Annotated in this window: 13 protein-coding genes; 9 read left to right on the forward strand and 4 right to left on the reverse strand. The window is 69.5% G+C overall.

Going from position 1 to position 13,918, the window contains the following annotated elements:
* Positions 1-104: 104 nt before the first annotated feature.
* Positions 105-263, forward strand: a complete 159-nt coding sequence (locus EJ913_RS04835) for an entericidin A/B family lipoprotein (protein ID WP_126995305.1) — start codon at positions 105-107, stop codon at positions 261-263.
* Positions 264-778: 515 nt separating this feature from the next.
* Here EJ913_RS04835 and EJ913_RS04840 read toward each other — a convergent pair.
* On the reverse strand, positions 779-1,537 hold the full coding sequence (locus EJ913_RS04840; protein WP_126995307.1) for an IclR family transcriptional regulator: 759 nt from the start codon (positions 1,535-1,537) through the stop codon (positions 779-781).
* Between the two features lie 241 nt (positions 1,538-1,778).
* On the opposite strand from EJ913_RS04840, the gene EJ913_RS04845 reads away from it, so the two are divergent.
* From EJ913_RS04845 to EJ913_RS04880, 8 genes are all read left to right on the forward strand, one after another.
* A complete protein-coding gene (locus EJ913_RS04845) occupies positions 1,779-3,338 on the forward strand; it encodes an ABC transporter substrate-binding protein (RefSeq protein WP_126995309.1) in 1,560 nt (519 codons plus the stop codon).
* A gap of 65 nt (positions 3,339-3,403) precedes the next feature.
* Positions 3,404-4,345, forward strand: coding sequence for an ABC transporter permease (locus EJ913_RS04850; RefSeq protein WP_126995311.1), 942 nt, complete (start codon positions 3,404-3,406; stop codon positions 4,343-4,345).
* Between the two features lie 28 nt (positions 4,346-4,373).
* Positions 4,374-5,276, forward strand: a complete 903-nt coding sequence (locus EJ913_RS04855) for an ABC transporter permease (protein WP_126995313.1) — start codon at positions 4,374-4,376, stop codon at positions 5,274-5,276.
* Positions 5,276-6,898 carry an N-acyl-D-amino-acid deacylase family protein gene (locus EJ913_RS04860; RefSeq protein ID WP_244939245.1) on the forward strand — a complete coding sequence of 541 codons (1,623 nt, stop codon included), beginning with the start codon at positions 5,276-5,278 and terminating at the stop codon, positions 6,896-6,898. The genes EJ913_RS04855 and EJ913_RS04860 overlap by 1 nt, the downstream gene beginning before the upstream one ends.
* Before the next feature lie 34 nt (positions 6,899-6,932).
* Positions 6,933-7,316 carry a RidA family protein gene (locus EJ913_RS04865; RefSeq protein ID WP_126995315.1) on the forward strand — a complete coding sequence of 128 codons (384 nt, stop codon included), beginning with the start codon at positions 6,933-6,935 and terminating at the stop codon, positions 7,314-7,316.
* A gap of 255 nt (positions 7,317-7,571) precedes the next feature.
* On the forward strand, positions 7,572-8,630 hold the full coding sequence (locus EJ913_RS04870; protein WP_126995317.1) for a D-TA family PLP-dependent enzyme: 1,059 nt from the start codon (positions 7,572-7,574) through the stop codon (positions 8,628-8,630).
* Between the two features lie 24 nt (positions 8,631-8,654).
* Entirely contained in the window at positions 8,655-9,656 is a 1,002-nt protein-coding gene (locus tag EJ913_RS04875; protein WP_126995319.1) for an ABC transporter ATP-binding protein, read from the forward strand.
* Entirely contained in the window at positions 9,656-10,675 is a 1,020-nt protein-coding gene (locus EJ913_RS04880; RefSeq protein ID WP_126995321.1) for an ABC transporter ATP-binding protein, read from the forward strand. Before EJ913_RS04875 ends, EJ913_RS04880 begins: the two co-directional genes overlap by 1 nt.
* A 208-nt stretch (positions 10,676-10,883) precedes the next feature.
* On the opposite strand, the gene EJ913_RS04885 is transcribed toward EJ913_RS04880, so the two are convergent.
* From EJ913_RS04885 to EJ913_RS04895, 3 genes are read right to left on the reverse strand one after another with little or no spacing between them, the layout of a single operon-like run.
* Entirely contained in the window at positions 10,884-11,714 is an 831-nt protein-coding gene (locus EJ913_RS04885) for a hypothetical protein (RefSeq protein WP_126995323.1), read from the reverse strand.
* A gap of 16 nt (positions 11,715-11,730) precedes the next feature.
* Complete coding sequence (locus EJ913_RS04890) at positions 11,731-13,074, reverse strand: LamG domain-containing protein (RefSeq protein ID WP_126995325.1); 1,344 nt, start codon at positions 13,072-13,074, stop codon at positions 11,731-11,733.
* Between the two features lie 36 nt (positions 13,075-13,110).
* On the reverse strand, positions 13,111-13,644 hold the full coding sequence (locus tag EJ913_RS04895) for a YqcI/YcgG family protein (protein ID WP_185909683.1): 534 nt from the start codon (positions 13,642-13,644) through the stop codon (positions 13,111-13,113).
* Positions 13,645-13,918 lie beyond the last annotated feature (274 nt).

The raw sequence follows: 13,918 nt of genomic DNA on the forward strand, positions 1-13,918 counted from the left end.
GCACCCCTTTTGCGCAGCGCCAGATCCGTTCGGTCCAAGAAACTTTCACGGCCCCGCTTGCGTTCTTTCAGCGATCGCACCGCACTGATAAACGGAGACACCCCATGACGACCACCAAGAAGTTCGCCCTGCTCGCCATCCTCGGCACCCTGCTCGGCACCAGCCTGACCGCCTGCAACACCTTCGAAGGCGCCGGTCAGGACGTGCAGGCCGGCGGCCGCGCCATCGAACGCTCCGCCGACAACGTCCAGAAGAAGATGTGAAACCGCCATCAAGGAGAATTGGAAGGCATGTAGCCCTTCTCCCTTGATGGACACACGCCAGCGTTCAATTGCCGACCGACCCCACCTGAAACGGTTGCTTTCCAACGACAGACCGGCCTGGTCCGCCAATCTGGAAGCAACCGTTTCAGGTGGGGTTATGCTTTCCCGTCGAGAAATACAGTTATCTCCCGGCGAGCGAAGCGCATTGCCGGTTGTCCCGGCGAGGATGATGCAGGCTGCGACGGCAACCGCCAGCCACAGCCCGCGCGTCCATTACCACAGCCGGGGACGCGCGGCCTGCGCCTCCTCATCCCAAGTCAAGCGGTCGCCACTTTGTCCCGTGAGAAGCTGGGAAGCGGGAATTTCCGCTCCCTGTCCCTGCGCTCGAAGTTCCCTTCAAAGATATCGGCGCGCAGTCACCAAGCCGGATGCGTCAGGGACCACGGTCGCAAGGCCATGCTTGGCCTTGTCCAAACCGTCATCGTGAGAGTTCCTCCGCCTGAGGGACCGAGCCCCTAACGGGCACCGGACAGCCGGGCGGCGCTCGCCTTCAACTCGTCGATCATCATCGCCTGCTGGTCGGCCTCGGTGTCGGCCGGCACCACGAAGCAGATCGTCGCGATGCAGCGCCCGGCCGGGTCGCGCACCGGCGCGGCCATGCAGGTGGTGAAGCGGTCGACCAGCGCCGTGGTGCGGACGAAGCCGGCCTCGCGCGCCTGGGCGATGTCGCGCAGAAACTCCTCCTCGACGATTTGGCGGCCGTCCGGCAGGGTGAAATCCTCCGCCGGGATGAAGGCGCGGATCTCCTGCGGCGCCATGTGATCGACCAGAAGCCGGCCGGACGCGGTCCACGGGATCGGCACCTTGATGCCGATCTCGGAACTCAGGCGAAACATCCGGCGGCCGGGTTCGTTCAGCACGACGAGGTACTTGTCGCCGTCCAGCATGCAGAACTGCGCCGTTTCGCCCACCGATTCCGACAGGTGCGTGACCTCGCCGCGCGCCTTGCGGATCAGGTCGACGCTGTCGAGGTAGTCGCTGCCGTAATAATGCATGGCCGGTCCGAAATAGACCATGCCGTCGCCGTCGCGCAACTCCAGCCAGCGCGCCTCGACCAGCGTGTTCACCAGCTCGTAGACGGTGGAGCGTGGCGTGCCGGTGTCGCGCGCGATGTCGGCGATCCGCGCCGGGGCGCGCAGCCCGTGCAGATGCTCCATCAGCGCGATGACGCGGTCGATCCCCCGCGCCCGCCCGCCCGTCTTCACATCCGCCATGCCGTCCATCTCCGCCCCAATACCGTGTGCGTCTGCACACATCGCTTAACACGCCAACTTTCGCCTTGCCAGCGCTCTTTGTCCGATATACCGTCCTCTTGTCCGGAATACAAGATCGATGCCCGAAATATCGGACAAAGTGAACAACCGAAGCGGAACGCTCGCGACGGAACGCAGGGAGCAATCCGGACGACACGCAGCACCGGGACCACCACCGGTCCATTCGCGGAGGGGAGTCGTCATGAAACCGTTCACCCGCAGCCTTTACACCGCCCTGCTGGGCACCGCCCTGATCGGCAGCGCGCTGACCACCACCGTCGGGTCGGCCCTGGCGCAGCAGCAGCCGTCGTCCGTCGTCACCGTGGCAACCATCGGGGAGCCGCCGACGCTGGATCCGGTCGGCGTCACCTCCGACCTCGTCAGCATCATCACGCAGCACGTCTTCGAGACGCTCTACACCTTCGACGCCGAATGGAAGATCGTGCCGCTGCTGGCCTCGGGCCAGCCGAAGGTCTCGGCCGACGGCAAGGTCTACGCCTTCCCGCTGCGGAGTGGCGTCACCTTCCACGACGGCAGTCCGATGACCGCCGAAGACGTGGTCGCCTCGCTGGAGCGCTGGACCAAGCTGTCCCCGCGCGGCAAGACCACCGCCCCGATGATCGAGAGCATCGCCGCGACCGACGCCGCCACCGTCACCGTCACGCTGAAGGAATCCTTCACCCCGCTGCTGGCGCTGCTGGCGATGAGCAACGGCGCCGCCGCCATCGTTCCGAAGGGGCAGATCGACGGCGCCGCCCCGCTGAAGCAGTTCATCGGCACCGGCCCCTACAAGCTGCTGGAGCACAAGCCCGACCAGCACATCCGCCTGGTCCGCTTCGACGGCTACGCCTCCCCGCAGGGTCCGGCGAGCGGCTATGGCGGGGCGCGCGCCGCCAAGATCGGCGAGGTCCGCTTCGTGCCCGTCCCCAACGCCGCGACCCGCGTCGCCGGTATGCTGGCCGGGCAGTACCAGTTCGCCGACAGCCTGCCGGCCGAGATGCTCGGCCGCTTCAAGAACGCGCCGAGCGTCAAGCCGGTCATCGTCAAGCCCTTCGGCTTCCCGCTGATGATCATGAACAGCAAGACCGGCGTGCTGGCCAACCAGACGCTGCGCCAGTCGGTGTTGGCAGCGCTGACGCCGGGCGACATGATGCTGGCCGGCTTCGGCGACCCGGCCTTCTTCGCCACCGAGGGCTCGATCTACAGCCCCGGCACGCCGTTCTACGACGCCGCCAGCGCCAAGCCCTACAGCGAGAACAGCGGCAAGAAGGCGGCCGAGCTGCGCAAGACCGCCGGCTACAAGGGCGAGCCGATCCGCATCATGACCTCCACCCAGTACGACTTCTTGTACAAGATGAGCTTGGTCGCCCAGGCGCAGCTCCAGGCGGCCGGCTTCACGGTGGATCTGCAGGTGCTGGACTGGGCGACGCTGCTGCAGAAGCGCGGCGACGAAAAGGCGTGGGACGCCTTCTTCACCTACCACACCTTCGTGCCGGAGCCGTCGCTGATCACCGTGCTGAACCCCAGCTACCCCGGCTGGTGGGACACGCCCGAGAAGCGCGAGGCGCTCGCCGCCTTCAACCGCGAGCCCGACGCCGCCGCCCGCAAGGACAAGTGGGTCGAACTGCAGAAGCGCTTCTACACCGAGGTGCCCAGCATCAAGGTCGGCGACTTCTACAATCTGGCCGCCGCCAGCGACAAGCTGAAGAACTACACGCCGTCGCCCTGGCCGTTCTTCTGGAACGCCGAGCTGTCGAACTGACGCTTTGACGAAGGCCCTCTCCCGCCCCTGGGAGAGGGACCAACAACCGGGCCGGGATCACACCCATGTTCGTCTACATCGTGCGCCGGCTTGCCGGCATGATGGTGGTCATGCTGATCGTCGCGGCGGTGGTCTTCGTGATCGCCCGCGTCGTGCCGGGCGATCCGGCCGCGGTCATGCTGGGCTCCTCCGCCACGCCGGAGGACATCGCCGCGCTGCGCGGCCGGCTCGGGCTCGACCAGCCGCTGCTCGGCCAGTTCCTGATCTACCTGCAGCAGATCGCCCGTTTCGACCTGGGGGAATCGATCTTCCTCAACCGGCCGGTCGCCCAGGCGCTGGCCGAACGGTCGGAGCTGACCGCCATGCTGACCCTGATGTCGGTCGGCATCGCCGTGATCATCGGCGTGCCGGTCGGCATCCTGTCGGCGGCGATGCGCGGGCGCTGGGTCGATCAGGCCGCCATCGGCGTCGCCATGCTGGCGGCCAGCGTGCCGAGCTTCTGGATCGGGCTGACGCTCATCAAGTATCTGGCGGTCGACCTTCCCTGGTTCCCGGTCGCCGGCTACGGCCCGCCCGACGCCGGTCTGCTGGAACGGCTGCGCCATCTGGTGCTGCCCGCCATCGCCCTCGGCATCCCGAATTCGGCGCTGATCCTGCGCTTCACCCGGACCAGCATGCTGGACGTGCTGGGCGACGACTACGTCCGCACCGCGCGGGCCAAGGGGCTGTCGCCGCTGGTCGTCGTGCTGAAGCACGCCCTGCGCAACGCGATGATCCCGATCCTGACCGTCATCGGCCTGACCGCCGCCGTGATGATCGCCGGCGCCATCGTGACGGAGACCGTCTTCGGCTTGCCCGGCGTCGGCAACCTGATCGTCTCGGCCGTGCTGCGCCGCGACTACCCGGTGATCCAGGGCGCCCTGCTGGTGGTCTCGGCCATCTACGTTCTCATCAACCTGTCGGTCGACCTGCTCTACGCGGTGGTCGATCCCAGGGTCCGTTACTAAGACGTCCGTTTCTGAGAAAGGGGCAGCCATGGCAAGCCTTCCCGCCGCCTCCGCCACCCCGGCTCCGTCCGCGTCCAAGGCGCGCGGCCGCTCGCCGGCGGCGTTGATCCTGCGCCAGCTCCTGCGCCGCCCGCTGGTCGTCGTCGCCCTGGTCCTGCTGGCCGCCATCCTGGCGGTCGCGGCCTCGGCCGCCTGGATCATGCCCTACGACCCGATGAAGATGGACATCCTCAGCCGGATGAAGCCGCCGTCCTCCGCCCACTGGTTCGGCACCGACGAGTTCGGCCGCGACGTGATGTCCCGCATCATGCAGGGCGCCCAGCTCTCGCTGCTGGTCGGGCTGCTGGTGGTGGTGGTGGCGGCGGTGTTCGGCACGCTGATCGGGCTGCTCGCCGGCTACGTCCGCCCGCTGGACGGCGTGCTGATGCGCCTCACCGACGCGCTGATGGCCTTCCCCGACATCCTGCTCGCCATCGCCTTCATGGCGGCGCTGGGACCGTCGCTGTTCAACGTCGTGCTGGCGCTCGGCATCGTCTACACCCCGCGCGTCGCCCGCGTGGTCCGCGCCGCCGCCCTGGTGGTGCGCGAGATGCCCTACGTCGAGGCGGCGACGGCGCTCGGCGCCGCGACCCCGCGCATCGTCTTCCTGCACATCCTGCCCAACCTGATGTCGCCGCTGGTCGTCCAGGCCACCTTCATCTTCGCCTACGCCATCCTGACCGAGGCGGCGCTGTCCTTCCTGGGCGTCGGCGTGCCGCCGACCACGCCGACCTGGGGCAACATGATCGCCGGCGCCCAGCAGTATTTCCAGCAGGCCGACTGGCTGGTGCTGTTCCCCGGCCTCGCCATCGTGGCGACGGTGCTGGCCCTGCAGATCGTCGGCGACGGGCTGCGCGACGCGCTCGACCCCCGGCTCCAGAAGGTGACGTGATGAGCGACGCGAACGCTGTGAATCCCCGCATCCTGGTCCGTGGCGCCCGCATCCTCGACGGCACCGGCGCCCCCTGGTTCCGTGGCGACGTCCGCATCGCGGACGGCCGCATCGCCCAGATCGGCAGCGGGCTGGCTCCCGGCGACGCCGAGGTGCTGGAGGCGGAGGACCGCTACCTCGCCCCCGGCTTCATCGACGCCCACTGCCACGACGACCTGATCCAGCTCCGCCGGCCCGGCCGGCCGGAGAAGGTGGCGCAGGGCGTCACCACCGTGGTGGTCGGCAACTGCTCCTTCGGGCTCTACCCGCAGCGGCCCGAAAGCGCGCTGCCCCTGCGCGAGCATTTCGGCAGCCTGCTGGGGGCCGTCGGCGCCGAGGAGACCTTCGCCGACTTCGCCGCCTACCGCGCGGCGCTGGACGGGCGCGGCACCGCCATCAACCTCGTCTCGCTGGTCGGCCACGCGGCGTTGCGGCTGGCCGTCATGGGCTGGCAGAACCGCCCGGCCACGGCCGAGGAGCGCGAGGCGATGGCGGCATTGCTCGCCGACCAGCTCCGCCAGGGCGCGCACGGCCTGTCGCTCGGCCTCGTCTACCCGCCCAGCGCCTGGGCCGACCGCGCCGAACTGGTCCGGCTGGCCGAGGTGGTGGCGGAGCACGGCGCCCTGCTGGCCGCCCATGTGCGTTCCTACGAGGGCGGGCTGATCGCCTCGGTGGACGAGTTCCTCGACCTGCTGACATCGGGCGGGGCGAGCGGCCTGCTCTCCCACCTCCAGGCGGCCGGGCGGCCCTATTGGGGCAGCCTGCCGCGCGCCGTCGACCGGCTGGAGACCGCGCGGCGCGGCGGCGTCGACGTCAGCTTCGACATGTACCCCTATCCGGCCGGGTCGAGCACCATCCTGCAACTGCTGCCGCCCTCGGCGCTGTCCGGCGGGGTCGAGACGCTGCTGGCGCGGCTGGCCGACGCGGAGGGCTATGACGCCCTGCGCCGCGCGGTGGAGGACGGCACCGCCCCCGGCGACGCCGGCTGGGAGTCCAAGATCCGCCTGATCGGCTGGGAGAACGTCCGCATCGGCGGGGTCGGCGACGACTCCCTGCGCGCCATCGAGGGGCTGTCGCTGACCGAGATCGCCGAGGCGCGGGGCGAGACGCCCTTCGCGACGCTGGCCCGCCTGATCGCCGCCGACCGGGGGCGCACCAACATCGTCATGTTCCAGCTCGACGAACGCGACCTTGAGACCGCGCTGAGCCACCCGCTGCACATGCTGGGCTCCGACGGGCTGCCGCGCGAGACCGGCAAGCCGCACCCGCGCGCCTTCGGCAGCTTCCCCCGCTACCTCGCCCGCGCGATCCGCGGCGAGGGGGGGCTGCGGCTGGAGGAGGCGGTCCGCCACATGACCGCCGTCCCGGCCCAGCGCTTCGGCCTCGGCGACCATGGTCTGGTGCGCCCCGGCCTTGCCGCCGACCTCACCCTCTTCACCGCCGACGTGTGCGACCGCGCGACCTTCCAGGACCCGACGCAGCCGCCGCACGGCATCACCGACGTCCTCGTCGCCGGAGCCTTCGTGCTGCGCGACGGCGGACACACCGGCGCACGGCCCGGCAAAACGCTTACCCGCGCCTGACATCAGCATCAGCCTTCAAGGAAAGAAGACCACCATGACCAACCGCAAGACGATCTTCGCCGAGAAGGGCGCCAAGCCCGCCGGCCAGTACAGCCACGCCATCGTCGCCAACGGCTTCGTCTACGTCTCGGGCCAGGGCCCGCACCACCCGGAGACCGGCGAGCTTCCCGCCGACTTCGCCGGCGAGGTGCGCCAGACCCTGCGCAACCTGGAGATCATCCTGAAGGCCGCCGGCACCGATCTGGCCCATGTGGTGAAGGTCAACAGCTACCTGTCCGACCTCGCCCGCTTCCAGGAGTACAACACGCTCTACACCGAGTTCTTCCCGGACGCGCCCCCGGCCCGCACCACGGTCGGCTGCCAGCTCAACAACATCCAGGTCGAGATCGACTGCATCGCCGTGCTGCCGACCGCCTGAGCCCATCCATCGAACCGCGCGGAGCCGGGGCCGCAGCAACAGCGGCCACCCGTCATCCCCGCCAAGGCGCATGGGTGCTGACAAAGCCCTCCTCCCTTCTCCCGCAAGGGGGAGAAGGGCTTCAATCAGCCCATGCCCCTTGGCGGGGATGACGGGGCGCTCGGACGATGAGCCCGGTCCTTCCCAAGCGGTTGCGCAGCCTCACCCCTTCCCGCCCCGGCGGGAGGGGGCCTTTCCAGCCCACGGAGCCGTTCCATGCGCGTCGACGATCTCGACACCCCCGTTCCCGTCATCGACCTCGACCGGGTGGAGCACAACCTCGCCAAGATGCAGGCCTACTGCGACCGGCACGGGCTGGCGCTGCGCCCCCACATCAAGACGCACAAGCTGCCGCAGTTCGCCCGCCGCCAGATCGAGCTGGGCGCCGTCGGCATCACCTGCCAGAAGATTTCCGAGGCGCTGGTCATGGCCGAGGCCGGCTGCGCCGACATCCTGATCACCTATCCCATCGTCGGCGCCTCCAAGATCGCGCCGCTGGCCGAGCTGGCGCGCAAGACCCGGCTGACCGTGTCGCTCGACAACGCGGTGACGCTCGACACCGTGGCCGCCGCCGCGCACGAGGCCGGGGTCGAGATCGGCATCCTCGTCGAGTTCGACAGCGGCGACGGTCGCTGCGGCGTGCAGACGCCGGACGAGGCGCTGGCGCTCGCCCGCCGCGCCCACGGCAACGGCCCGCTGGCCTTCCGCGGCCTGATGACCTACCCGCGCGGCCCCCGGACGGTGCCCTTCGTCGCCGCCGCCCGCGCCCTGTTCGACGGCGCCGCCATCCCCATCGAGACGGTGTCGGTCGGCGGCACCCCCGGCTGCTGGGACACCCACGAGCTGCCCGGCGTGACCGAACTGCGCGTCGGCACCTACATCTACCACGACCGCGCCACCGTCGCCGCCGGGGTGGCGACGCTCGACGAGTGCGCCGTGCATGTCCGCGCCACCGTGGTCAGCCGCCCGACCGAGGACCGCGCCGTGCTGGACAGCGGCTCCAAGACCCTGTCGAGCGACCGCGTGCCGCCCTCCGCCGGCGAGGGCTACGGGCTGATCCTCGACTACCCCGACGCGGTGATCGTGCGCCTGAACGAGGAGCACGCCGTCGTCGACCTGTCGCGCTGCGCCGTGAAGCCGGCCATCGGCGAGCGGGTCCGCATCCTGCCCAACCATGTCTGCGTCGTCAGCAACCTGCACGACCGCATGGCGGTGGCGCGCGGCGGCGAACTGGTCGGCGACTGGCCGGTCGCCGCGCGCGGCTGCACCCGCTGACATAATCCACAAAGGACGCCCGCCATGGACGCCGACACCACGCTCGACATCCGCAGCCTGTCCACCCATTTCGCGACCGACCGGGGTGTGGCGAAGGCGGTGGACGGCGTCTCCTTCAAGGTCCGCCGCAACGAGACGCTGGCCGTGGTCGGCGAATCCGGCAGCGGCAAGTCGGTCACCAGCCTGTCGGCGATGCGGCTGATCCAGTCGCCGCCCGGCCGCATCGCCGGCGGCGAGATCCTGTTCCGCCGCCGAGGCGGCGAGGTGGTCGATCTCGCCAAGGCCTCGGAAAAGACCATGCGCTCGATCCGCGGCAACGAGATCGGCATGATCTTCCAAGAGCCGATGACCTCGCTGAACCCGGTCTACACGGTGGGCGACCAGATCGGCGAGGCGCTGCGCCTGCACCAGGGACTCGACCGCAAGGCGGCGAAGGCCGAGGCGCTGGCCATGCTGAAGACGGTCGGCATCCCCGCCGCCGAGCGCCGCATCGACGAATACCCGCACCAGATGTCGGGCGGCATGCGCCAGCGCGTGATGATCGCCATGGCTCTGGCCTGCCGGCCGACCCTGCTGATCGCCGACGAGCCGACCACCGCGCTCGACGTCACCATCCAGGCGCAGATCCTCGACCTGATGCGCCGGCTCCAGGCCGAGACCGGGACGGCGATCCTGTTCGTCACCCACAATCTGGGCGTGGTCGCCGAACTCGCCCACCGCGTCGCCGTGATGTACGCCGGCCGGGTGGTCGAGGAGGGCGACGTCCGTTCCCTCTTCAAGACCCCCAAGCATCCCTACACGCGCGGCCTGCTCGCCTGCATGCCGCATCTGGGCCAGGGACGCGGCGAGGCCGCCCGGCTGGAGGCCATCCCCGGCAACGTGCCGAGCCCGGTGGCGCGGCCCCCCGGCTGCACCTTCGCGCCGCGCTGCGCCCACGCGCAGCCGGCCTGCACCGCCGCCGAACCCGCGCTGGAGGAGGTGGCCCCCGGCCACGCCGTGCGCTGCCGCCGCTGGAGGGACATCTGATGACCATTGCCGACACACGAACCGCCCCCCGCACCGGCGAACCCCTTCTGCAAATCCGTGGCCTGCAAAAGCGCTTCCCCATTCTGGGCGGGCTGCTGCGCCGGCCGAAGGGCTGGGTCAACGCGGTGGACGACCTGTCGCTCGACATCCACCGGGGCGAGGTGGTCGGGCTGGTCGGCGAATCCGGCTCCGGCAAGACCACCGCCGGCCGCAGCATCCTGCGCCTGCTGGAGCCGAGCGCCGGCTCGATCCGCTTCGACGGCCAAGAGATCACCGGCCTGTCCACCGGCGAGATGCGGGCGCAGCGCCGCCGCATGCAGATCGTCTTCCAGGATCCCTACGCCAGCCTCGACCCGCGCCAGCGCGTCCGCGACGTGATCGGCGAGGCGCTGATCATCCACGGCATCGGCACGCCGGCCGACCGCCGCGACCGCATCGCGACGCTGCTGGAGAAGGTCGGCCTGACCGCCGACGCGATGGACCGCTTCCCGCACGAGTTCTCCGGCGGCCAGCGCCAGCGCATCGGCATCGCCCGCGCGCTGGCGGTGGAGCCCGACTTCATCGTCGCCGACGAGCCGGTGTCGGCGCTCGACGTCTCGGTGCAGGCCCAGGTGGTCAACCTGCTGCGCGACCTCCAGCAGGAGCTGGGGCTGGCGGTGCTGTTCATCGCCCACGACCTGGCGGTGGTCCGCTACATCAGCGACCGCGTGGCGGTGATGTACCTCGGTCGCATGATGGAGTTGGCGCCGAGCGAGGCTCTCTACGAACGGCCGCGCCACCCCTACACGCTGGCGCTGCTGTCGGCGGCCCCGACGCCCGATCCCGACGCCCCACGCCAGCGCATCCTGTTGGAAGGCGACGTGCCGAGCCCGATGAACCCGCCGTCGGGCTGCGTCTTCCGCACCCGCTGCCCCTTCGCCCTGCCCGCCTGCGCCGAGCCTTCCGCCCGGACGCTGCGCGAGGTGGCGCCGGGACACCATGTCTCCTGCATCCGCGACGACATTCCGGCAATGGCTTGACGGACGCTATCTTGGATGCAAGCGGCGTGGAGGAGGCGCCTTGGTGCCGCTTCCCCACCCGTGGCGGGAGCGGCGCTGCGTTTTGGATCTGTTCACCACGGAAAAATCCATTTCTGAAATCAGGCGGTATCCTTGCCACCGCGCATATTGACGGCGTGGCCAAGTTTTACCGGATCGCTGTCCGGTTCGATGGAGCGGTCGGGTTCCGTCAACGCCGCAGTGGCCACTGGCCGGACAGGACGGCGGTCACCTCCTGGCGCAGCCAGAGGCCGAAATCGCCAAGCAATGCCGGTAAGGCCGGCCGCACGGCCTCCGGGTTCAGGAAGCCGTCCAGCACTTGGCGCATGTCGCCGTCCCGGTCGGGATAACGCTGGGAAAAGCACCGGTACTGGAGGTAGAGGCTTGTCGTGTAGCGCCCCTCCCGCTCCATCACCAGTTCGAAGCCGGATCGCAGAATCCTCTTCATCAGCGACTGGATCCTTCCCGGCGGCAAGGCCGCTCCAATCCGGACATCGGCCAGGAAAGCGGCGAGATCCCGGTCGAGGAGTTCGGCGTCCATCAGCATGCCGGGTCCGGGCCGGCAATCCGGAAGGGCGGGGGAGATGTCCGGACCACGCAGGCACAGCGACTGGGTCTTGATCATCATGGACAGCACCGGGTTGGCCCGTGCCATGTCGTCATGGAGCGTGACCATGGCGAATTCCACCTCGCAGGGAAAACCCAGCCGCCGGCGGACCGTGTCGCCCGACCAGGGCAGCGCCCGCCACACGACACGCTCGCCGGGCTCCGGGTGGACCAGGCAGAAGCTGTCGAGGTCGGAAAAGCCGGGAATCGCCGTGCCGAAGGCGACCGAGCCGCGCAGGTAGACGCTGTGGAGCCTCGGCCCCAATTCCCGCTCGTAGACGGCGCAGAGTTCGTCGAGCACTCCGTTCCAGGGAGGAACCAGCCGGTCACGGGACGCCGGATTGATCACGCGGCCGTCGGAGGTCTGGTCGAAGAAGCGGCCGAGCGGCCGGATGTCGCGGTGTTCGTCTCTCATGCGCCGGCCCTCCGCCTCAAGCCAGCGCTTCCTGACGGATGTCCCCGGCGACCGACAGGTGCATGCCCCGCTCGGAACGGTCGTGCAGCCGTCCATCCCCGGTCCGGTCGCCGACGTAATGGGCGAGCAGCGCGCCGTCCTCGAGGTTGCGCAGCCGCAGGTCGGCCAGCAGGCTGCCCGACATCGGCCCGATGCGGAAATGCGGCGGCAACGGCGGCGGCGCGTCCTCCGCCGCGACCGGCCGCAGCGGCACCGGGCGGCCGTCGACCGCCAGGGCGGGCTCCGCCGGGACACCGTCCATTCGGCCCCGGCAACTCACCGCCACATACTGCCAGACGGACGCCGCCAGCGGGCGTCGCCCGGCCATCGTTCGGTCGACACCGATCACCAGCGGCCGGTAGAGGTTCACGTCGCGCAGCGAGGCCGGCGTCAGCCCGCCGATCAGCCCGACGTTGACGGTGGCCGAGCAGGCGTTCAGGCATTCGCCGATCTCAAGCCCGCGCCGGGTGAAGCACCAGCAACCGGCGAGGCCGGGTTCGTCGCCATCCAGCCAAGCCGCCTTGAAGCGGTTCAGCGCGCTCCGGTCCAGCACCCGATCCCACAGCCGCACGGTGCGGAGCCCACCGACAAAGCCGGTCCCCGGCACGAAGGCGGCCGGCATGCCGGGGCGCCCCTGCTCCTGGCCGACCACAAGGCAACCGCCGTCGGGCAGCCGCTCGCCGACGGCGAGCGTGCCGGTGAAGGCGGGTGGGCCGAAATCGACCGACCGCCCCTCGACCATCGCGACGACGGCCGCGACGCCATCCTCCTTGTAGAACTCGAAGCGCCCGTCGGACGACCGCCACGTCAGCGCGATATGCTGCCACTGGTGATAGTCGAGATGCAGGCCGGTGGCGATCTCATGCCCGTTGATCGCCAGCACCAGCCCTTCGGCGCGCTCCTGGAGCAGAAGACCCTGGGGGCCGTCCGCCGAGGCCGCCGCATAGGACAAGATGCTGAGGCGGGAATGCTCGCGGTACGGGCACAGCACCGCTTCGATGGTGAACTCCGTGGCGGGGAAACCGGCGAAGCCCTGCACCATCACCCAGGGGCGCGGCTTGCCGGGCGCGAAGGCGACGCCGCCGATGGGGTCGAGCGACAGGCCGTAGCGCCCCCAGGCCGACCGGTAGGACAGCAGCTCCGCCACCGTCAGGCGGATGTTCGGGCGGACCCAGCCGTCGATGCCGGCGGCGGACACGGCCAGCCGGTCCAGCCTCAGGACGTCCGCCTCGGCCGAGGCGTCGATGCCGAGACGGACCGCCGGCCCCGCCTCCGGCGGAGGAGCGGAAAGGGGAGGCTTGCCGAGGATGCTTGCGGTCATGGCGGAGTCCTGGATGCGCGAAGGCCAGAGCCGGGTTCAGATGCCGTCGAGCGGCGTTTCCCACCAGCGCACCACCGGGCCGTCCGGCTGCATCGGACGGATGCACCGGTAAGCCTCGTAGGGCACCATGCTGAGGTTGCCGGCGTAGCTCCGGCCGTGCTCGTTGAAGATCGTCCGGATCCGCTGGCGGATGGCCGGGCCCAGCGATGAATCCCCCGGCCGCACCATCGGCGCGAAGGTGTGGCGCGGCTGCATGGCGATGATGGTGGATTGCGAACCGAAGCCGTAGCGGGCGTGGCTCTCCGGATAGCAGGGGGCGAAGGTGTTCACGAAGATCCGTTCCCCGCCGAAGGTAAAGCACCAGGCCGGGTCCTCGATCGCCTTGTCCATGCAGCCTTCGCCCATCGGATCGAAATCGCTGAGGCAGCGCAGGACGGCGTGGGTCGATCGCGCCAGCGCCTCGACGCTATCGCCGTATTCGCGGTCGGGCAGGTCGATGACGTAGCCATCGATCTTCATCGCGCGCGAAAGGTTGATGAAATGGGCCATGTGCCCGGCGACCCGGCGCATGTTCTCCCGAAACGAGAGCGTCCTGTCCAGCGGCGGGCTGCCCCAGATCCGCGATCCCGCCGAATAGATGCAGTGCGTCTTCGCCTTGATCGGCTCGAAGTTCCGGATCGACGGAAAATTTACCTCCGCGTCCTCGACGCTGAAGGAAGGGTCCTCGAGGCTGAAGGAAGGCGCCTCGGCCACACCACCAAATGGACACAATTCAGGCATTTTCACCCTCATAAAGGGTTCATGATAACAATAAACAACTTATTGAAGAATTTATCGGCGCTAA

Origin of the sequence: Azospirillum doebereinerae, assembly GCF_003989665.1 — a bacterium.
GTDB lineage: Bacteria > Pseudomonadota > Alphaproteobacteria > Azospirillales > Azospirillaceae > Azospirillum > Azospirillum doebereinerae.